The organism is Streptosporangium subroseum, from assembly GCF_900188345.1.
Taxonomy (GTDB): domain Bacteria; phylum Actinomycetota; class Actinomycetes; order Streptosporangiales; family Streptosporangiaceae; genus Streptosporangium; species Streptosporangium subroseum.
On record NZ_FZOD01000016.1, the window covers coordinates 110,672 to 131,799 of the forward strand.

Annotated in this window: 13 protein-coding genes; 2 read left to right on the forward strand and 11 right to left on the reverse strand. The window is 70.5% G+C overall.

What is annotated here, in order from left to right; genetic code table 11:
- Positions 1-138: 138 nt before the first annotated feature.
- From CHC08_RS18250 to CHC08_RS18295, 10 genes are all read right to left on the reverse strand, one after another.
- Positions 139-2,136, reverse strand: a complete 1,998-nt coding sequence (locus tag CHC08_RS18250; protein WP_089208504.1) for a protein kinase domain-containing protein — start codon at positions 2,134-2,136, stop codon at positions 139-141.
- The gene (locus CHC08_RS51550; RefSeq protein ID WP_089208553.1) at positions 2,136-4,364 is read right to left on the reverse strand and encodes a serine/threonine-protein kinase; all 2,229 of its coding nucleotides are present in this window, start codon (positions 4,362-4,364) and stop codon (positions 2,136-2,138) included. The genes CHC08_RS18250 and CHC08_RS51550 overlap by 1 nt, the downstream gene beginning before the upstream one ends.
- Positions 4,365-4,495: 131 nt before the next feature.
- Positions 4,496-5,017: a YbaK/EbsC family protein gene (locus CHC08_RS18260; protein WP_089208554.1), complete on the reverse strand. Its 522-nt coding sequence runs from the start codon at positions 5,015-5,017 to the stop codon at positions 4,496-4,498.
- A gap of 59 nt (positions 5,018-5,076) precedes the next feature.
- Entirely contained in the window at positions 5,077-6,639 is a 1,563-nt protein-coding gene (locus CHC08_RS18265; protein WP_089208505.1) for a flavin monoamine oxidase family protein, read from the reverse strand.
- A 167-nt stretch (positions 6,640-6,806) separates the two neighbouring features.
- Complete coding sequence (locus CHC08_RS18270; protein ID WP_089208506.1) at positions 6,807-7,649, reverse strand: M55 family metallopeptidase; 843 nt, start codon at positions 7,647-7,649, stop codon at positions 6,807-6,809.
- Positions 7,646-8,869, reverse strand: a complete 1,224-nt coding sequence (locus CHC08_RS18275; RefSeq protein ID WP_089208507.1) for a DUF6395 domain-containing protein — start codon at positions 8,867-8,869, stop codon at positions 7,646-7,648. Before CHC08_RS18275 ends, CHC08_RS18270 begins: the two co-directional genes overlap by 4 nt.
- Entirely contained in the window at positions 8,866-9,342 is a 477-nt protein-coding gene (locus CHC08_RS18280; protein WP_179282099.1) for a hypothetical protein, read from the reverse strand. The genes CHC08_RS18275 and CHC08_RS18280 overlap by 4 nt, the downstream gene beginning before the upstream one ends.
- An 85-nt stretch (positions 9,343-9,427) precedes the next feature.
- On the reverse strand, positions 9,428-10,198 hold the full coding sequence (locus CHC08_RS18285; RefSeq protein ID WP_089208508.1) for an enoyl-CoA hydratase/isomerase family protein: 771 nt from the start codon (positions 10,196-10,198) through the stop codon (positions 9,428-9,430).
- A gap of 152 nt (positions 10,199-10,350) precedes the next feature.
- A complete protein-coding gene (locus CHC08_RS18290) occupies positions 10,351-11,427 on the reverse strand; it encodes a glycosyltransferase family 4 protein (protein WP_245878395.1) in 1,077 nt (358 codons plus the stop codon).
- 131 nt (positions 11,428-11,558) lie between these two features.
- Positions 11,559-13,679, reverse strand: a complete 2,121-nt coding sequence (locus tag CHC08_RS18295; RefSeq protein ID WP_089208510.1) for an amylo-alpha-1,6-glucosidase — start codon at positions 13,677-13,679, stop codon at positions 11,559-11,561.
- Positions 13,680-14,033: 354 nt separating this feature from the next.
- Here CHC08_RS18295 and CHC08_RS18300 point away from each other — a divergent pair, with 354 nt between their 5' ends.
- A complete protein-coding gene (locus CHC08_RS18300) occupies positions 14,034-15,881 on the forward strand; it encodes a flavin monoamine oxidase family protein (protein ID WP_218825354.1) in 1,848 nt (615 codons plus the stop codon).
- Between the two features lie 370 nt (positions 15,882-16,251).
- Positions 16,252-18,318: an N-acetylmuramoyl-L-alanine amidase gene (locus CHC08_RS18305; protein WP_143653262.1), complete on the forward strand. Its 2,067-nt coding sequence runs from the start codon at positions 16,252-16,254 to the stop codon at positions 18,316-18,318.
- Between the two features lie 50 nt (positions 18,319-18,368).
- Here CHC08_RS18305 and glgP read toward each other — a convergent pair whose 3' ends face one another.
- Entirely contained in the window at positions 18,369-20,948 is a 2,580-nt protein-coding gene (gene glgP, locus CHC08_RS18310; RefSeq protein WP_089208512.1) for an alpha-glucan family phosphorylase, read from the reverse strand.
- Positions 20,949-21,128 lie beyond the last annotated feature (180 nt).

Consider the following 21,128-nt stretch of genomic DNA (forward strand, 5'->3'; position numbering starts at 1 on the left):
CCACCTGCGGACACGAGACGCACGCCAGACGTTTCCCGTCGACCATGGATCCCATCGGGCCCGGGAGCGATGGCACGACACTCACTCCCGGAGGGGCGCGGAGAAGATCCCCACCTCCGGAAGGTCAGGACGCGACGCTCACTTCCAGAAGGTCAGGAAACCGAAGCCGAGGCTGTTCATCAGGTCGTCGACAAGACCGCCGATGAGGTCGAGCACGCCCATCGCGCTGTCGTTCGCCGCCCTCGTCCACTCGTCGTGCAGCTTGTCGATCACATCGGTCGGCGCGTCCCACGGCGCGAAGGAGGGTGACACGCTCACCACGGCCATCACCGCGAAGAACGCCAGCGTGCCCAGGGCGATCGTGGTCACCATGGCCGCGCCGGGGCTGCGGATCACCCCGGTCAGCGTGCGGGACACGGCCTTGCGGGGCTTGCCCCCACCGGGCAGCACGAACAGCCCGGCCACGAACGCGCCCGCCGCGTAGGCGGCGGCCGGATTGGTCTTCATCTGCCCGACATAGACCAGCCCGCCCCACACGCACATGCCGAACATCGCGGCCAGCGGAGCCGTGACCAGCGTCGCGAGGCCCGCCTTGATCAGCGCCCACGGGGCGCCGAGCAGCGCGAGCAGGGGGTCGGTGGCGCTGTTCCCACGTATCGAACGGCGCTGTGCCAGGTCACCGAAGAGGTATTCGCCCACGCGCAGGCAGAGCGCCGCCACCAGCGCGAACGCGCTCACCACGACCGGCAGCACGCAGGCCAGCGCGACCAGAATCGTCAGCAGCAGCCCCGCGGCCAGCGGGTGACCCGTGCGGTAGCGCGGGCGGTCCTCCGGCGGGGTGCGGGGCTGGGTCGGCGGAGTGTGGGGCCGGAGCTGAGACTGGGGCGGCGGCGCGTACGGCCTGGCCTGGCCGGTCGGCGGCGGGGCCGGATATCCGGCGACCCGCTGGTCGGCGTACGGCGGGGGCGGCGGGGCGAACCCCACCTGGGCCGAGGGCGGGGCCGGAACGTAGGGAGGCGGCTTGGACGCCGGCGTATAGGGAGGCGGAGAGCCGGTGGCGGACCGGCCCTGCTGGGGCGAGGATCCGGCGGAGGGCCGGGTCGGCTCGGACCTGGGCCTGCGCTCGCGCCGCTCCGGCTTGGCGTACTCCACCGGCGGGAGCAGGTCGGAATAGGTCCCCTCGTGGGGCAGCGCCCGGGTGCCGTTCGGTGAAGGCGAAGGCGGGGGCGGGGTCGGGGCCTGGCCGTCCAGAACCCTGGTGCCGTCGGCGTTGAGCGCCCTCGTGCCGCTCTCGTGGGCGGCGGTGGGCGGGGTGTCGTGGAAGACCGTCACCGTGGGGTCGAGGGCACGCGCCATCCGGTGCAGCGCCACCGCGCTCGGCCGGGCGGTGGGGTCGACGGCCAGTGCCTGCCTGAGCCAGGCGCGCAGCCAGGCGGGGGCCAGGTCGATGTTGGCCCGGCCCTCCATGATGTTGAAGCAGACGACCTCGAAGCTGCCCGTGCCGAACGGCGGCTTGCCCGTCGCACCGAAGAAGACCGTCGAGGCCAGCGCGTGCACGTCGGCCGCCTGGGTGATCTCGGAATCCCGGATGATCTCCGGGGCGAGGTAGCCGGGGGTGCCGACGAACATGCCGGTCTGGGTCAGCCGGGTGGCGTTGACCAGGTGCGCGATGCCGAAGTCGATGACCAGCGGGTCACCGTTGACGATCATCACGTTGGACGGCTTGAAGTCGCGGTGGACGACGTCGGCGGCGTGGATCGCCACCAGCGCGGCGCACATGCCCTCGGCCAGGCGGATCACCTGGTCGGCGGGGAGCGGGCCGTCTTCGAGGACGGTCTCCTCCAGCGTGCGCCCCGGGGCGAACCGGGTCACGATGTAGGGCTGCTTGGCCGTCAGCTCGGCGTCGAGCACCTCCGCGACGTGGGGGCTGCGCACGCGCCGCATGGTCTCCACCTCGCGGGTGAGCCGGTCGCGAGCCTTGAGATCGGCGGCCACGTGCGGGTGCAGGACCTTGACGGCCACCTCGCGCCCATCCTCGTCGAGCCCCAGGTGGACGACCCCCATGCCACCTTCGCCGATCTTTCTGAGCAACCGGTATGGGCCAAGTCGCTCAGGCGCTTGCGTGTCCCCCGCCATCACGCCGCCTTCTTTCTTAGTCCGTCCAGCTCGTGCACCACCGTTCCGACATCGACCGGCGTCCAGACGGCCGGTCGAGCGTTCTTGTCCACGGTCCCGATCGCGAGAAAGACCATGAGCGCCGCCACCGCGCCCAGCACCGCGGCCACGATCATCGCCGCGCTCCGGGACGGCAGCAGTGATGCCAGCGTACGTCGCATCTGGCGGCTGGGACCCTCAACTCCAGGACCTGCGCAGATGGTCCACAGCGCGACCGCCGTGCCCCAGCTCAACGTGTAGGGGGTCGGCATCGTTCCGACCAGCACGGTGAGCAGCAGCGTCACCGGCAGGCCGAGGATCAGCGCGTACGGCACGAGCGCGACGGTGATGCCCACCGACTTCAGGAGCGCGGCCGGCTGGCCGATCACCCTGAGGACGTCGGCCGCCGCCGCTCCCGCCGCCCGGCGGGCGCTGAGCTTGGGCTGGGCGATGTCGGCGGCGCGCAGCAGGATGGCGACCGGGATCACCACCACGGCGACGATGACCGGTGCCATGACGGCCGCGACCGCCATGACGACCAGCATCAGCGCGCTCGCCACGCCGTACGCCTTCGAACGCTGCAGCGTGTGGCCCGGCCGCTGGCCGGGATGGAACGCACCCTGCGAAGGCGACTGCTGCTGGGGCTGCTGGGGTTGCTGCGGCTGCGAGTACGGGTAGGGCGGCGGCGACGCCTGTGCGGGCGGCCGGACGTGCGGCGTCTGCTCGAACGAGACCTGGCGCTGCGGATACGGCGGCGGCGGAGAGGCGGGCGCGTTCGCGGCCGGGGTGTTCGGCTGCCCGGGATAACCGGGCTGCGGGGGGTGGTTGCGGATGTATTCCTGCAGGTCCTGAGGGCGGACCCGCTGGGTCGGGATGTCGCCGTCGGGCACCGGCTTGGTGGCGCCCTGCCGGTCGGCGGCGTCCGGGTTGGCCGGGTTGATCGGGTTGGCGGGGTTGCCGCCCGGCCTGGGCTGGTTGCGGACGGCGGGGCCGCGGGTGGGGATGTCCTCCGGGCTGAGCATCCCGGTGGGCATGTCGTAGACGTTCTGCTGGGCCGCCGCGAGCTGCCGCAGCTCCTCGGGCGTCACCCGGCGGGTGGCCGCCGGATCGGAAGCCTCCTCGGGCGTCACCCGGGGGGCGGCTCCCTGGTCGGGAGCCTCCTGGCCGAGCAGCGAGACGTATTCGCGCGGCTGGGCCACCGGGGCCGGGGGCCACGGCGTGGGCGAGGGGACCGAGGGACGGGAGGCCACCGGGGTCGGCACGTCGCCGGGGTCCGCCTGGACGGGCGCGTCTGGGCCTCCGCGGCCGGTCCGGCCTCCCTGGCCGGCGGGACGTCCCGGGGCGCCCCCGGCGTCGGGGCTCGAGTCGTCGAGCTGCGGAAGCGTGGAGATCTCGTCGGGCATCTTGGCCCGGCCGGTGCCCGGCGACAGGCGCTCCACCTGCGCGGCCAGCTCGGCGGCCTTGGGCCGCTTGGCCGGGTCACGCTGCAGCGCCGCACGCAGCACCGGCTGGAGCTCCCGCGGGACGGCGTCCACGTTCGCCTTGCCCGCGGTGATGTTGTAGAAGATCATTTCCAGCGTGCCCTTGCCGAAGGGCGGCTGGCCGGTGGCCGCGAAGACCAGCGTGCCCGCCCAGGCGTGCACGTCGACCTCGGGGCCCGCCTCGTGACCCTCGATGATCTCGGGGGCGAGGTAGCCGGGCGTGCCGATGAACATGCCGGTCTGGGTCAGCCGGGTGGCGTCCACGGCCTGCGCGATGCCGAAGTCGATGAGGACGGGCTGGCCGTCCAGAATGAGCACGTTGCCCGGCTTGAGATCGCGGTGGATCACTCCGACGGAGTGCACGGCGGCGAGCGCCGACGCCACCCCTTTCGCGATCTTGAGCAGCGCGGGCAGCTCCATGGGGCCGTCCTGCTTGACGACCTCGTCCAGCGGCGGGCCCGCGATGTATCGGGTCACGATGTAGGGCCGATGCCCGGTCACGTCGGCGTCGAGCACCTCGGCGATGTATTCGCTGCGCACCCTCCGCATGGTCTCCACCTCGCGCGAAAGACGGCGACGCGCGACGTCGTCGCCCGCCACCTCAGCGCGAAGAACCTTCACCGCCACCTGCCGCCCCTGGGGGTCGACAGCGAGGTGAACTACGCCCATACCCCCCTCACCAAGCCGCCGTAGCAGCCGGTAGGGGCCCAACCGGTCGTCCTGTTTCATGGCATGAAGCACCATATCGGCTTAGGCACCGCCCACGAGATGAACCATCGGGCCACATTCTTCGACTCAATAACGTCTAGCGAGACCCGACGGTTTCCCGATTCCCTCCACCACTTAATATCATTTTGGCTTCACAGCGCCAGGCGAAGCACCTCCGCCGTCTTCAGCCCGGCCAGGACGGCACCGGAAAGTGCCAGTTTGGAATGGCGGACGCCACTGCCGATCACGACCCCCGGGTGGTTGGCCACCGCCTCGTCCACCAGCACCGGCCAGCCCTCGGGCAGCCCCAGCGGAGTGATCCCGCCGTACTCCATCCCGGTGAGCCTGACCGCGTCCTCCTGCGGCGCGAACGAGATCTTCCGCGCGTCCAGGTGCCGCCGGACCACCCCGTTCACGTCCGCCCTCGCGGTCGCGAGCACCATGCACGCCGCGTAGCGGACCTCCCCACCCCGTTTGGCCGCCACGATCACGCAGTTGGCCGACTCGGCCATGTCCACTCCGTACCGCTCGCAGAACGCCGCCGTGTCCGCCAGCGCCGGATCGATCTCCGCGACCTCGACCCCTTCGAGGTCGCCGATCGCCTGTGCCACCGGGTCCGCCAGCAGATCCAGCCGGTCACCGGCGTTCGCCCAGTCCAGTGTTCCGATCGTCATCGCCATCGTCGTCTCCCTCGGATTCTCTGCTCTAGAGAGTACGACCGCTGGACGGGAGGTCAGGAGGTCGCCTGGAGAACCCGGCTGTGGAGGTCGGTGACGGCCCTCCTCGCGGACTCCAGCGCCCCGGCCTGCCAGGCGATCAGGTGGGTGAGCCAGTCGCCGGCGAAGTAGACCCGGCCCGCCGGGCGCTGGAGCAGGGTGAAGGCGCCCTGGTAGGAAGGCCAGGTGGTCCAGCCCCCCTCGATGTACGGCTGGCGCTGCCAGGCGATCGAGAGACTCGAACGGAGCTCGGAGCGGTATTTCTCTCCGTGGATCTTCTTGCCCTGGGTGAGCGCGCGGCTGCGGCGGCCGGCGTGGGGCAGCTTGCCGTACAGCTCGGCGTTCTCGTCGGAGTTGTAGTAGCCGACCAGCAGGCCGCTCCTGGAGTGGTAGCCGTACGAGGGGTACCAGATGTGGGTGATGTCCAGGTCGGTCTCGGTGATGCCGCCGTAGATCCGGTCGTCGATCTCCCACCAGCGCCTGCCGTACTCCAGGCCGATCTTGCCCGCGGCGACCGGGGCGGGGGTGCGGAGCGCGGCGGTGACCGGGGCGCCGAGGTTGTGCGGCAGCCGCGCGAACAGGTGGGGCGGCAGGGTGGCGATGCAGTAGTCGGCCTTGAACGTGCCGCCCTGATGGGTGACCTCGACGCCGTCGGGCAGGTTCTTGACCCCGGTGACCCGGGTGCTCGTCCTGATCCGATCCCGCCCGACCGCCTTGACCAGGGCGGTCACGATCGAGTCCATCCCGCCCACCGGCTGGAACATGGGGGTGGCCTGGTCGTAGCCGAAGTCATTGGTGATCGCCCGGCCCGTGCCCGCGGCGAGCACGGCCCTCAGGGAGGACGGACCGGCGATGGGGACGCCGTCCGCGACCCCGGGGTAGGTCTCGAAGCCGCGACGCGTGGAGCCGTGGTAACCCAGGTCGGGGCCGAGGTCGCCGAAGCGCCGCAGGAACTCCGAGAGCCGCTCGCGGTCGTCTTTCGTGAGCCGCCGGTTCAGGGCGCCCGCATTGGTGGCCTTGGCCAGCAATTCTGCGACATATCCGTATAAATCGGCCCGAGCCGTGCGGGAGCGGATCGGGGCCGTCATCCCCTGCGTGTAGACGTACGCCGAGGCGTTGTTGTTGACAAACGTCTCGATGGGAACGCCCAGTTCGCGGCAGTAGTCCATGGTGACCATCCACGGGGCGATCCGCCCGGGCCCCGCGTTGAAGTAGGTCCCCTCCTCGAACCCCGCCGTCTGCGTCTCCCCGCCCATCTCGGCCAGCCGGTCCCCGCCGCGCAGCGTGAGGTTCCTGCCTCCCACCCGGTCGGCCGCCTCCAGGATCGTGCAGTCGTATCCGGCCTTGCCCAGCTCGTAGGCGCAGGTCAGCCCGGCGACCCCCCCGCCGAGGATCACCACCTTCGCCGCGGCCCTGCCGCTGAGGGAGAAGTCGGAGGGCTGCGGGGGAACGAAGCTCTTCTCCTGGGAGTCGGGGGCGAGACCCAGCGCGCCCATGGCCGCGAACATGGCCCCGGCGCCCCCGGCGGCCCCCACGCCGACCAGCAGCGCCCTGCGCGTCAGGGCCCTGTTCTCACTCATGGCGATTCCTCGTCCTCATCGGACGTCCGGCGCGGGGAGGCTGCACTTGTTGTGTTTTCGGGGGAGGACGTCAACCATGACGGGCTCTTGTCTTCGGTCAGGGGGATCAGCGGCCCTCGGTCGGGAAAAGGTCGATGCGGTCGGGGGAGATCAGCGGTCGGGGAAGGTCAGCCGTACACTCCGCTGCCGCAGGCGACCTGGCCGCCGATCATGGCGAAGAGGCCCAGCAGCGCCATGATCTGGGAGAAGTCATCGGTGACGAACTCGGTGTGGCGGGGCCCTGCCGACGTCACGCCGGGGATGATCGCGCAGCCGGCGGCAATGGCGGTGGAGTTCCATTCGACGCCGAGGGTGAACGGGGGCTCCGGTGTGAAGGGGCGGAAGTCGGTCACCCGGCCGAGCGCGCGGGCGGTGGCCTCGCGGATGCGGGCCTGGGCGACGGCGGGCGGCAGGAGCTCGGCGGAGAACCTGTCGACGCCGTCCTTGACCGCGACGGTCTCGACGTCGCCGAGCAGTTCGCGGGCCTCCTCGCAGACCGCCTCGTCCCCGGTCACCAGGGCCACCGGCACGCCGAGCGATCCGGCGAACGACGCGACCAGGCGGGTCTCGCCGCAGACCTCGCCGTTGAGGTAGAGGTTCTGGATCTCCTTGCCCATCCAGGTGTGGTTCAGGACGCCGTGCTGGACCCCGGCCCGCGCGTGGTAGCCGGCGAAACAGGCCACCCGGTAGCTCTCGTCGAGCCCCTGGCCCATGCGCAGCGGCTTGCCGGGACCCCTGATCAGGGTCGCCCGCTCGTCGAGCAGGTCGATCCTGAGGTTCTTGGTCGAGCCGTGGGCGTCGTTGACGCGCACGGCCTCGGCTCCGGCGTCGAAGGCGCCCTGGACGACCGCGTTGGCGTCGGCGGTCATCAGCTCGCAGCCGCGTTCGTAGCCCCGGCCTCCGGCGTGCATCTCCTCCGGGTCGGTCAGCCCGGTGACGCCTTCCATGTCCACCGAGACATACACCTTCACGACATCCCCCAGGTCTCGACGCGTCGTGCCTCATCCTCGTTCATGAACCCGACCTCGACGTCCATGAAATCGCGGATCTGCTTACGCCACGGCTCGGGGATCTCCTCGATCGCGGGCGGGTAGCAGTGATCCAGCCAGGCGGTCGAGGCCTCGGTCGCGCCGAGGAATCCCGCGGCCTTGCCGAAGGCCGTGTCCTCGATGCCGGGCACGCGTGCGCAGCCGTACTCGATCATCTCCTGCCCGCCGTACGGCGGGGGCTCCTGCCACTTGCGCGCGACCGGGCGGCCGGGGCCGATCGTGGTGCGCAGCGGGCGGCGTTCGACGGCGGCGTGGATGAGCTCCTTGTAGAGGCACTTCCCGCAGGTCCCGCACGGGCCGCTCACCCCGCGCAGGCACCAGCGGACCTGCTCGCGCAGCGTGGAGCCGAGGGCGATCCGCATGGTGACGGCCTCGCTCACCCCTCCCACCGGGAGCACGATGTGCAGGCCGGCCGCGGCGAACGCCCGGCCCCAGGCGCCGTGCGAGGCCCACATCAGGTTGTCGGGGGTGTATCGGCGCAGGTAACGGTCGCCCCCCAGCCAGCGCGAGCCCAGCTCGTAGCCGAAGGCCAGACCCCCCAGATCGAGCTCGTCGGCCAGCAGCAGCGCCCCCGCGGCCACCGCGTGGTGCTCGGGGTAGCCGGGACGGGGCTCGGCGAGCGTGAACTCCAGATCGGAGCGGACGACGGTGAGATCGCGTCCGGTCTTGCCGGCCAGCGCGGCCAGGACGTCGGAGCGGTAGTGGCTCCAGCGGTTGGGCACGCGCGGGTGAGAGACCCGCTGGAAGTGAACGAACGGCGCGTCCGGCAGCATCGCGGCCACCGCCGCCGAGTCGGCGCCGCCGCTGTAGGAGATCGCCAGCCTGCCGCCGGAACGCGACTGCCCGCCGATGGGTCCCGCCTCGATCCCCCAGCCCGACTGGATCGCCGTGGCGAGCTCCGCCGAGATCGGCCGGTCGAAGACGATCCGGCGCCGGGTCCACGGCGCGACGACGGTCCACGCGGCGAGGGCCAGAAGATCGGGGTGGATGTCGTACGGCTTGCGGGGCAGCTCGACCCGGAAGGAGTTCGTGGCCAGCTTCAGAGGCTGGCCGTCGGCGCAGAACCCGGTGATGGCGTCCTCGGGGTCCAGCCGGAAGGTCAGATGCCAGACGCCGCCGTCGGCCGTCCAGGTCACCCTCATGCGGCACTCCCCGAGGAGCCGGAAAGACCGGCGGTGGTCACCGCGGTCGCCGAGCCCACGGAGACCGCCGAGCCCTCAGAGGTCACGGTGTCCGCCGAGCCCTCAGAGGTCACGGTGTCCGCCGAGCCCGCCGGTCCCGCCGGTCCCGCCGGTCCCGCCGAGAGACGGTCCACGGCCTGCCAGAGCAGCACCTCGTTCTGGAGGACACCGTCCATGGCGACCGCGGTCTCCTCGGAGAGCCGGTGGGCGTCGTCCCAGCGTTTCGCCCGGATCGGATCGAGCCGGACCTTGTCCACCTGCGCCCGCAGCTCACCGACCTCGGCGCGCAGCGAAACGATCTCCCTGCCCAGCGTCTGGACTTCCCAGAGCGCGTCCTTGATGTCCTGCCGATGATCGGCTCGGGAGATATATCTGGAGTCAAACCATCCGAGCACCACCCGTCGCAACCGGGCAGGAACCAGCGCACGCTTCACCAACCGCACCATAATCCGGCACGATACCGGCAACGCACGGCCAAACCTGACCAAACCCAACAGCCGGCCGGGCTCGGCGCATGGGTCAGCGACCGGTGAACGTGGCCTTGGACTTCTCCGCGAACGCCTTCATACCGATCTTGGCGTCGTCGGTGGCGAAAAGCCCCGAGAACTGCAGGCGCTCGATCTCAAGGCCGGTGTCGAGGTCGGCCTCGAGACCGTGGTCGACGGCCTGCTTGGCGGCGCGCAGAGCCAGGGCGGGGCCGCCGGCGAACTGGGCGGCGTAGGCGACGGCCTCGGTGTAGACGTCGTCGTCGGGGACGACCCTGTCCACCAGGCCGATGCGCAGCGCCTCGTCGGCGGACACGTGGCGGCCGGTGAAGATGAGGTCCTTGGCCTTGGCCGGGCCGATCAGCCGGGGCAGCCGCTGACTGCCTCCCGCGCCGGGGATGATGCCGAGCAGGATCTCGGGCTGGCCGAGCTTCGCCGACTCACCCGCGATGCGAACGTCGGCACACAGGGCGAGCTCGCAGCCGCCACCGAGGGCGTAGCCGGTCACGGCCGCGACGACCGGCTTCCCGATCTTCGCAACCGTGGTGAAGCAGTCCTGCAGCACCGCCGAGTGCACCACCATGTCGGCGTAGGACATGTCGGCCATCTCCTTGATGTCGGCACCCGCCGCGAAGACCCGCCCGCCGTAGACGACCACGGCGTACACGCCGGGGTCGGCGTCCACCTGCCGGGCGCACTCGGCGATCTCCAGCTGGACCTGCCGGTTGAGCGCGTTCATCTTCGGTCGATCGAGCCTGATCGTCGCGATCCCGTCAGCCGTCTCCACCCGCACGAACTCGCCCATGAACGTCCTTCCGCCTTCCGCCGAGAACTCCGTTGCCGAACACCCCTGACACCGGCGCGCCGAACCGCGGCGCACCGACACCGATGTGCCGGCGCGCGATCACGCCGGCACACGGCCGCACAGGAATGCCGCCACCCAACATAGGGCGCGCTCTAGTTGATGGGCATGACCAGGTCCCCGGTTTCCTCGGCGTTTCCGGGGCGCGTGGTCAGACCGGCGATCACCTGACGGTAGATCCCCTCGTATCCGCGGGCCATCACCTCGGCGTCGAAGCAACGCTCGACATGGGCCCGGCAGTGCAGGGGGTCGAGCCTGCCGATCGCCTCGATGGCCGCGGGAAGCTCCGCGGGATCGCTCCGGATGAAACCGGTGACCCCGTCCACGATCACCTCGGGCACGGCCCCCCTGGCGAGGGCGACCACGGGGGTGCCGCAGGCCATGGCCTCGATCATGACCATGCCGAACGGCTCCTCCCAGAGGATGGGGAAGAGCAGGCAGCGGGCCCTCGCCAGCAGTTGGCGCTTGTGGTCGGCGTCGGCCTGGCCGACGTACTCGGCGTCGGGACCGAGCCGGGGCTTGACGTGCTCCTCGAAGTATCGGTGCTCCACCGGTTCGGTGAGTTTGCCCGCGAGGACGATCCGCCGTCCGGCCGCGCGGGCGGCATCGATGGCCAGGTGCGCGCCCTTGTCCTCGTTGAACCTGCCGAGCCACAGGACCCAGTCCTCCTTGTGCCCCCTGTAGGGAAAGGACGAGACGTCGACGGCGTTGTGGACCACCCCCGCCCAGCTCAGGTCCGGGGCGATCCGCCGCTGGGCCTCGGAGATGCCGACGAGCGACACCGTCTCGTTGAGCACCCGGTAGTACTCGCCGAGTTCACCGTCCACCTCGCCGTGACAGGTGACCACGGTCGGCACGATCTGCCCGGGCGCGGTCAGCGGCCCAGCCAGCGAATGGTCGTGGATGATGTCGGCGTCAAGCTTCAGGGTCATGCTGTACGCCTTGGCCGCGTGCAGAACCTCGGGCATCGACTCCCCGATCCGCTCGGAGGGCGTCTGGTCGTAGGTGGGCAGGAAACGTGCGGAGGTGCCGGAGTTGCCCGCCCCGATCAGGGTGACGTCGTGCCCGCGCCGGGCCAGCCCGGCGATCAGATCGGCCATCATCGCCTCGATGCCCCCGTAGCCCAGAGGGGGCACGTCGTACCAGGGCGGCGCGACCATCACGATGCGCATTCCCTCAGACCATGGGCGAACGTTTGAAGAAGTCATGTCAACCTCGCCTCGAACATCTTCGGATGGGACAACCGAGGGGAGAGTGACCCTGTTCAGCGGATCCGTTCGGTGGATCTGTTCGGCGGACCTGGTCAGCAGACCTGCGACGGAGCGGGTGTCGTGGGGCCGCGTGGCTCGTTGATCAGCGCGATCCCCTCCGGCAGCCCGGCGACGGCGACACCCTCCTCGCCGACGTCGATCGTGACCCGGGAGCCCGCGAGCGGGAGCCCCGTGATGCGCAGGCTCTCCAGCTCGACGGGGTCGAGCCACACCCGGTCGTAGGGAATGCACGGCTCGAGGCGGAGAAGGGTGCGGACCAGCTGGATGGGGCTCGCGGCGGCCCAGGCCTGAGGAGAGGACGAGGTGGGATACGGCACCGGCCAGGCGAACTCGGCCCGGTCGAACCCGCAGAACAGCTCCGGCAGCCGCCAGCCGAAGACCTCGGCCGCGTCCAGCAGGCCGTACACGATCCGCTGTGCCTCCTTCGCGAAGCCGTACCGCATCAGGCCGGCGGCGATCAGGGCGTTGTCGTGTGGCCAGACCGAGCCGTTGTGGTAGCTCATCGGGTTGTAGGCGCCCATGTCGGAGGCGAGGGTGCGCACGCCGTACCCGGTGAACATCTCCGGCGAGAGCAGGCGCTCGGCGACGGAGGGCGCCTTGTCCTCGTCCACGATGCCGGTCCACAGGCAGTGCCCCATGTTGGAGGCGAGGCTGTCGATGGGACGTCCGGCGCCGTCGAGACCGATGGCGTAGTAGCCCCGGTCGGGCAGCCAGAACCGCTCGTTGAACTCCTCCCGGATCCGCGTCGCGCGGGTGAACCACTCCTCCTCCAGCGCGCTGTCACCGACGTGGTGGGCGAAGTAGGCGCGTACGACGTAGGCGGCGTAGACGTAACCCTGGACCTCGGCCAGGGCGATGGGCGCGCGGGCGAGGGTGCCGTCGGCGAAGTTGATCGCGTCGAAGGAGTCCTTCCATCCCTGGTTGATCAGGCCCTGGTCGGAGTTGCGCTGGTAGGACAGGAACGGGTCGGCGGACCTGCGGATCCAGCCGAGGGCGGCGTCGGCGTACGGTAGGAGCTGCTCGACCACCTCCTCGTGCACGCCCCACCGGCGCAGCTCACCCAGGAGCATCACGAACAGCGGGGTGGAGTCCACCGAGCCGTAGTAGGCGCGGCCACCCTCCGAGGAGTCGGCGCACTGCGGCCCGAAGCGGAGCTCGTGCAGGATCTTGCCCGGCTTCTCCTCGGTCAGCGGGTCGTCGACGGTGCCCTGCAACCTGGCCAGGCGGCGCAGGGTGCCGATCGCCAGAGACTGGTCCAGCGGCAGCGCCATCCACGAGGTGAGCAGCGAGTCGCGGCCGAACAGGGTCATGAACCACGGTGCGCCCGCGGCGATCGTCGGCGGCTCGTCGGGCACGCTCGGATCGAACATCCGCAGCGCCCCGAGATCCTCCCTGGACCGGTGCAGGACCTGGGAGAAGGCGCGGTTGGAGGTGGTGATGGTCGAGCTGAGACGGTCCCAGTCGGCACGGCGCCTGGCGGGCTCGGCGTATTCGAGCGGGTGGTGGGTGGAGAACCAGGCGGGCGACTCCTCCCCCTCCAGGATGGGGTTGACCTGCAGGCTGACGGTCCATTCGCCGCGCGCGGGGACGACGACCCGGAAGATGAGCTTGCCCGGCACCGCGAACGGCGCGGGTTCGGCCACGATCCTGGTGCCGCGGCGCCGGGTGGCGGAGACGATCAGCAGCCCCGACCTGTCGGTGGTCACCTCCACGTCGGCCACGTGCTGGACCCGGCCCGACTTCACCTCGAACAGACCGGCCACGTCGGAGGCGACCTGTATGTCGACCACGCATCCGGCCGGTTCGTCGGCCAGATTGCGCAGGGTCAGATCCTCGCGAAGGCCCCCGCCGACATAGCGGTCCCTGATCACGAGCAGGGTGCTCTCCACCCGTCCGGGACGGGGGCAGGCCCTGCCGAGGAACGTCGCGTGGTACGGCTCGCCCGCGAGCACGCGGAGCGCCTCGATCGGGCAGTCGTCCACGCGCAGCTCCCAGCGCGACAGCAACCGGGTGTCGGCGTGGTAGACCCCCTGAGCTCCCCCTTGCACGATGTCGCCGTTGCGTGCGGACACACAGAACGAACCACCCTCCACGAGAGTGACCGTGGTGTCGCCCAGCGCACCGGGCTGGCCTTCGAATGTCCAGGCGTCCAATGTCTTCTCCGGAATTCGTGAGCTTCCTCGCCCCCTCTATCTGCCCCAAATCGGATAGATATGAACAAAAACGGCACTTCCCCTGCAACCTCCACTCTCATCATGACCTGCGGAAACGTCGTCCTCCGACAGGCGCACCGTCCCCACGACCCCCAGGCGAACTCCCGGCGAAGGCCCCGCCACCCGCGCACCGCCCGGCCCTTCGCGTCCTGCGCGCGGCGCACGGAGGTCCCGATGGGAAAACCCTTGCCCTCACCGGTTGGAGCACCAGCCGACGGGAACCTGGCATTACCAACGCTTGACCCGATAGTAGTCATTCACCTACCCAGAGTGACCATCGGGAAAGAGGCCGTAGTGACAGGTATCAACCGGCGCGGGTTCGCCAAACTGGCCGGACTGGGCGCCGTGGGGTCGGTCGTGGGCTCGATCACGGGCGAGGCCGCCGCGACCACCGTGCGGGCGCCGCACAGGGGAGAGCGCTGGAACACCTGTATGGACGTGGCACGGGATCTGCTGCTGGTCGGCGAGGACGGGTCGGACCTCAAGCTCGAATACCTCCGGACGCTGATCGACAGAGGCCTGCCCAGAACCCGCGCCCCCAAGAAGGTGCTGATCGTGGGCGCCGGGATCTCCGGGCTGGTGACCGCCACGCTGCTGAAGGAGGCCGGGCACCACGTCACCGTCATCGAGGCCAACGGCAACCGGATCGGCGGCCGGATCAAGACCTTCCGGACGGGATTCGCCGACCGGCGGCAGTACGCCGAGGCGGGGGCGATGCGCATCCCCGACTTCCACCCGCTCACGCTGGCGCTGATCGACAAGCTCGGGATCTCCCGCCGGCTGTTCTACAACGTGGACGTACGGCCCGGCGCCGAGGCCGCGGGCCCGACGCCGCCCGTCGTCTACACCTCCCACGACGGGAAGGTCTGGCGTTCCGGCCCCTCCCGGGGGGAGTTCAGGGCTCCGGAGAAGACGAACAACACCTGGATCCGGGTCAACGGCATCGCCCAGCGACGCGACGAGTACGCCAGAGACCCGCGCAAGATCAACGCCTCGTTCGGGCTGAAGGACGCCCGGACCGCGGGAAAGATCCTGGACGACGCGCTGGACCCCGTCCGCGACCACATCTCCGTCGTGCGCGGCTCGGGACGGGTCGACAAGCCGCTGCCCGCGCTGATCGAGGGCTGGGCCCGGGTGATGTACGAGTTCGACGGCTACTCCATGAACCGCTTCCTCACCGAGCACGCCAAACTGAGCGCCGCCGCGGTCGACGCCATCGGCACCATAGAGAACCTGACCTCCCGGCTCCCGCTGTCGTTCATGCACACCTTCCTCACCCGGAGCCTGGTCAACGCGTCCGCGACCTACTGGGAGATGGCCGGAGGCAGCCGCGAGCTGCCCTATCGGCTGGCACCGGGTCTGCGCGACAACCTCCGGATGGACCGCCGGGCCGTACGGATCGAGCACACGGCCCGGGGGGTGCGGGTCGAGACGGTCACCGAGAGGGGCAGCACCGAGTCGGACTCCACGCCGCAGGGCCGGGCCGAGACCTTCGAGGCGGATCTCGCGATCATCACGATTCCGTTCTCCGCGCTGCGCCACGTGGAGATCGCCCCGGCCCTCTCCTACCAGAAGCGGCGCGCGGTGATCGAGCTTCACTACGACTCGGCGACCAAGGTGCTGCTGGAGTTCAGCAGGCGATGGTGGGAGTTCACCGAGCAGGACTGGAAGCGCGAGCTCGGCTCCCGCTACCGCCCCGGATCCCTCAGCCACGTGGCGGGCGGCGGCTCGGTGACCGACAACGCCAACCGGTTCATCTACTTCCCCTCGCACCCGGTGCCGGGCAGCGACGGCGGCGTCGTGCTGGCCAGCTACGCCTGGGCCGACGACGCCACCCGCTGGGACTCGATGGACGACGCCGAGCGCTACGGTTACGCGCTGCGAGGGCTGCAGGAGGTGCACGGGGACCGCATCGTGGAGTTCTACACCGGCCGCGGCCAGACCCAGAGCTGGCTGCGCAACCGCTACGCCTTCGGCGAGGCCGCGGTCTTCACCCCGGGCCAGATGACCGAGATCCACCCGGCCATCGCGGTTCCCGAGGGCCGGCTGCACTTCGCCGGCGAGCACACCTCACTGAAGCACTCCTGGATCGAGGGCGCCCTGGAATCCGCGGTCCGGACGGCCCTGGAGGTCAACGGCTGAGCTCCCCACGGTCGCCCCGGGTCCGGACGACTCCCAGAGACCAACGTCCGCGCCGCCGCGCTCCGATATCTCGCCGATCATGAACGATGCCGATCGGTGAGATGCCGGCGCGCGGCGCGCAAGGAGGGCCAAGCCCTCGACGAGGCGTCCGGCGGAGTGGTCACGGGAGGCACGCCGGGTGGTGACGGGCCCATACGGCCCGACACCCGCTGATGACAAAATCCGCGTTCCTCTCGGTGGTGTGTCGCGCCGCCAATCCGCATCGCGAAGAAATTCTTCTTTGACGATCGTCAATGTGAAGAAACTTATTGACAGTGCGATCTTTACTTCGCAGTCTGGCTGCACCGGATCCCCCAGTCCAGGAGCCCCCATGCGACGATCGACTCCCCTTCGATCGGCGGTCGCGGCCGTAGTGGCCGCCGGCGGCCTCGCCCTGATACAGCCCGCCTCCGCCGGCACGCTGACCGGCCCTCTCCCGGTCTCCGCCCCGGTCAGACCCTTCTCGGCCTCCGCCCCGGTCAGACCCTTCTCGGCCTCCGCTCCGGCCGGACCCCTCTCGGCCGGAGCGCCGCCCCGGACGGCGCTCGCCGGCCAGGCCGCCCCCGGCGACCGGCAGGCGGCCTTCGCCGAGGCGGCCAAGGCCTACGGCGTGCCCGAGAACGTCCTGCTCGGCGTCTCCTACCTGGAGTCCCGCTGGGACGCCAACGCCGGCCTGCCGAGCACCTCCGGGGGCTTCGGCCCGATGCACCTGACCGACGCCGCCGCCCTGCTGCGGACCCCGCAGCACCACACCGGCCCCGGCGAGGACCCCCGCGGCGACGACGCCCGAGCGGCCAGGCACCCCGTGGAGACGGCCGTCCCGGCGGAGATCCCCGCCTCGCTGCGCACGCTGGAGCGCGCGGCGGAGCTGACCGGCGAGAGCGAGGAGAGGCTCCGCGGGGACGACGCGGTCAACATCCGCGGGGGCGCAGCGCTGCTGGCCGACTACCAGAAACAGCTGGGCGCCCCGCTCGGCGGCGAACCCGCCGCGTGGTACGGAGCCGTGGCGCGATACTCCGGGGCGTCCGACGAGAGCGCGGCCAAGGCGTTCGCGGACGAGGTCTACGCCACGATCCGCTCCGGCGCCGACAGGGTCACCGGCGACGGCCAGCGTGTACGGCTGCGTGCCGCGGGGGACCTGCGGCCGCTGGAGAGCCGGCTGCACCGCCTGGGCCTCAGGAAGCACGGCGGGAGCGGCGTCGAGTGCCCGCCCACGGTCTCCTGCGAGTGGATTCCCGCTCCCTACGAGGAGTTCGGCGCCGGCGACTACGGCAACCACGACCTGTCCGACCGGCCGTCGACCCAGAAGATCGACTACATCGTCATCCACGACACCGAGACGCTGTACGACCCGACGCTCAAGCTGGTGCAGGATCCCACCTATGTGAGCTGGCACTACACGCTGCGCTCCCAGGACGGGCACATCGCCCAGCACGTGAAGACCAAGGACGTCGCCTGGCACGCCGGCAACTGGTACGTCAACGCCAAGTCCATCGGCCTGGAACACGAGGGCTTCCTCGCCCAGGGCGGCGCCTGGTACACCGAGGCGATGTACCGCACCTCGGCCAAGCTGGTGCGCTACCTGACCCAGCGGTACGGCATCCCGCTGGACCGCGCGCACATCCTCGGCCACGACAACGTGCCGGGCACCCTGCCGAGCACCGTCTCCGGCATGCACGAGGACCCGGGCCCCTACTGGGACTGGGCGCACTACTTCGAGTTGCTCGGCAGGCCGCTGCACTCCTCCGGCGCCCGCAACGCGGGGTCGGTGATGATCCTGCCGGACTACGCCACCCACCAGCCGTACTACTACGGCTGCGACGGCGCCAGCCCGTCGGCCGCCTGCCCGCCGCACGGGTCCTCCTCGGTGTGGCTGCGCACCGAGCCGCGCGAGGACGCCCCGCTGGTCAAGGACATCGGCAAGCACCCGACCGGCGACTCGCTCTACAGCGTCTACGACCACAGCGCCCGTGCCACCACCGGCCAGCGCTACGCGGTGGCCGACCGGCGGGGCGACTGGACGGCGATCTGGTACCTGGGCCAGAGAGCCTGGTTCCACAACCCCGCGAGGCATCCCACGGCGGTCCCCTCCCCCGGCCTGGTGGTCACGCCCCGGCCGGGGCTCACGAGCATCCCGGTGTACGGCAGGGCGTATCCGGAGCCCGAGGCCTACCCGGCGAACGTGCCGGTGCAGGCGATCACCCCGCTGCAGTACACGCTCTCGGCGGGCGAGCGCTACACCCTCGGCCTGGCCGCCCAGGGTGAGTACTACCGAGCTGTGACCTTCGACACGTCGCAGCATCAGATGGTCCGGGGCGGGCTGCGGTACTACCAGATCCAGTTCGGCCACCGGGTGATGTTCGTCAGGGCCGACGACGTGAAGGTGTCGTTCTCCTGAGATTCACGGGGTCTCCCGGAGGTCCGCGGCCCTCCGGGAGACCCCCGGGATCAGCGCAGGGTGCCGTTGGTCATTCCCGCCGGCTCCTCGGGCACCGCGATCAGACCGAGCTCGGAGGCGGACGCCACCAGAGGATGGTTGGGGACGACCCGGACGGTGTAGCCGAAGGACCCGGTGCGATCCAGGGGGACGACCCCGCTGAAGACCGCCCTGCCGTCGTCACCGTCCGCCTCCACGGCCAGGTCCGAGTAGGTCGGAGTGACCAGGTCGTCGTGGAGCCCGACCCTGCCGTAGGCGGCCTGGACGCGGACGTCACCGGGCTCCAGCTCGCCGAGGGCGATGGTGGCCTTCAGCTCCAGGGACGCCCCCAGCTCGGGGGTGTCTCCCAGGCCCGAGGCCTCCACGTGCTCGACCCGGACCCCCGGCCACGCCCGGCCGACCCTGAGCTTCCACGAGGCGAAGCTCTTGGCCTGCTCGTATGTGTCACTCGACAGGACACGCGCCGACCTGGCGGCCGGGGCGTAGAGGTCGACCACGTAGTCGCGGAGCATCCGCCCGGCGAGCACCTTGGGGCCGAGCGTGGTCAGGGTGTGCCGGACCATCTCCAGCCAGCGCCTGGGCAGGCCGTCGGTGCGGTCGTAGAACCGGTCGGCCACCTCGTGCTCGATCAGGTCGTAGAGCGCGGTGGCCTCCAGCTCGTCGCGGCGGTCGGGGTCGGTGACGCCGTCGGCGGTCGGGATGGACCAGCCGTTGGTGCCGTCGTACCACTCGTCCCACCAGCCGTCGCGGATCGACAGGTTGAGCCCGCCGTTGAGCGCGGCCTTCATGCCGGACGTGCCGCACGCCTCCAGGGGGCGGAGGGGGTTGTTCAGCCACACGTCGCAGCCCTGGACGAGCAGCTGGCCGAGGGCCATGTCGTAGTCGGGCAGGAAGATGATGCGGTGCCGTACGTCCTCGGAGTCGGCGAACTTCACGATCTGCTGGATGAGCTTCTTGCCGCCCTCGTCGGCCGGGTGGGCCTTACCCGCGATCACGATCTGGATCGGCTTGTCGGGGTCGAGCAACAGCGAGCGGAGCCTGTCGGCGTCGGCCAGCATCAGGGTGAGCCTCTTGTAGGAGGGCACCCGGCGGGCGAATCCGATGGTCAGCACATCCGGGTCGAGCGCGTCGTCGATCCAGTTGAGCTCGGGCGGCGAGGCTCCCCTGTTGATCCAGGACTGCCGGAGCCGCAGGCGGGCCGCCTCGACCAGCCTCTTGCGCAGCCGTCCTCGGATGCTCCAGACGTCGGCGTCGGAGATCTTGTTGACGCTCTCCCAGCCCTGTGCCCGCTCGACCAGCGTGGGCAGCTCCCTGCCGGCCAGCTCCATGATCTCGCGGCCGACCCAGGTGGGCGCGTGCACGCCGTTGGTGATGGACCCGATCGGGATCTCGTCGATGTCGAATCCCGGCCACAGACCCTGGAACATCTCCCGGCTCACCGCACCGTGGAGCTCGGAGACCCCGTTGACCCGCTGGGCCAGCCGCATGCCCATCGCGGCCATGTTGAACTTGCCCGGCTCGTCCTCGGCGCCGAGCGCCAGGATGCGGTCCACGGGGACCGTGGGCCACGCGTTGTCGCCGCCGAACTGGCGGCCGATCATCTCGGCGGGGAAGCGGTCGATCCCGGCGGGAACGGGGGTGTGGGTGGTGAAGACGGTCCCGGCGCGGACCGCCTCCAGGGCCTCGTCGAAGGAGAGTCTGGCCTCGGTGAGCTCGCGGATGCGCTCCAGGCCGAGGAAGCCCGCGTGACCCTCGTTGGTGTGGAACACCTCGGGGGCCGCGTGGCCGCTGACCTCGCAGTAGGCCCGGATGGCTCGGACGCCGCCGACGCCGAGCAGCAGCTCCTGCATCAGGCGGTGATCGGTGCCTCCGCCGTACAGGCGGTCGGTGACGTCGCGGGCCGCGACGTCGTTCTCGGAGACGTCGGAGTCGAGCAGCAGCAGCGGGACCCGGCCGACCTGGGCCACCCAGACCTGGGCGTGCAGCGCGCGCTGCTCGGGCAGGCCGATCGTGACCCGTACCGGCTCGCCGTCCTCCCCCTTCAGGAGGGACAGCGGCAGGCCACCGGGGTCGAGGGAGGGATAGTGCTCCAGCTGCCAGCCCTCGGGCGAGAGGGACTGGGTGAAGTAGCCGTGCCTGTACAGCAGGCCGACCGCCAGGATCGGCACGCCGAGGTCGCTGGCCGCCTTCAGGTGGTCACCGGCCAGGATGCCCAGGCCGCCCGAGTACTGTGGAAGGGCGGAGGCGATGCCGTACTCGGGTGAGAAGTAGGCGATGCCCTTGGGCGCGTCGGAGATGGTCTGGTACCACCTGGGCGCGGTCATGTATTCGCGAAGATCGTCGGCCGCGTCGGCGAGCCGTCGGAGGAAACGTCGATCGGCGGCCAGTTCGCGCAGCCGACCGGCCTCGACGGCGCCGAGCATGGCGACCGGATCCTGGCCGACCCTCTCCCAGGTGGCCGGGTCCACCTCGGCGAAAAGATCCAATGTCTCGGGGTGCCATGACCAGCGCAGATTGAGCACAAGTTCGCTGAGGGAGGCCAGCTCAGGAGGCAGGACAGTGCGGACGGTGAACCTACGAATTGCTCTCACGGTGCCAGACCCTAGTTACTCAGCGCCACGAGGGCGACCAAAACACTCACGCGTCTCCCTCTCACCACTATCAATACGCCCCAAACACAACAAAGGCGGGTTGATGGGTGTTAGCTCAACTCGCCGGAGAGTAAGAGATCCCGCACTCTTCCACCGGCACGCATGAAGATGGACTATTGG

Excerpts from the sequence above, each read along its gene's own strand:
- CHC08_RS18250 (WP_089208504.1), bottom strand. The coding sequence starts at position 2,136 with ATGGCGGGGGACACGCAAGCGCCTGAGCGACTTGGCCCATACCGGTTG.
- CHC08_RS51550 (WP_089208553.1), bottom strand. The coding sequence starts at position 4,364 with ATGAAACAGGACGACCGGTTGGGCCCCTACCGGCTGCTACGGCGGCTT.
- CHC08_RS18260 (WP_089208554.1), bottom strand. The coding sequence starts at position 5,017 with ATGACGATCGGAACACTGGACTGGGCGAACGCCGGTGACCGGCTGGAT.
- CHC08_RS18265 (WP_089208505.1), bottom strand. The coding sequence starts at position 6,639 with ATGAGTGAGAACAGGGCCCTGACGCGCAGGGCGCTGCTGGTCGGCGTG.
- CHC08_RS18275 (WP_089208507.1), bottom strand. The coding sequence starts at position 8,869 with ATGAGGGTGACCTGGACGGCCGACGGCGGCGTCTGGCATCTGACCTTC.
- CHC08_RS18285 (WP_089208508.1), bottom strand. The coding sequence starts at position 10,198 with ATGGGCGAGTTCGTGCGGGTGGAGACGGCTGACGGGATCGCGACGATC.
- CHC08_RS18290 (WP_245878395.1), bottom strand. The coding sequence starts at position 11,427 with ATGCGCATCGTGATGGTCGCGCCGCCCTGGTACGACGTGCCCCCTCTG.
- CHC08_RS18305 (WP_143653262.1), top strand. The coding sequence starts at position 16,252 with ATGCGACGATCGACTCCCCTTCGATCGGCGGTCGCGGCCGTAGTGGCC.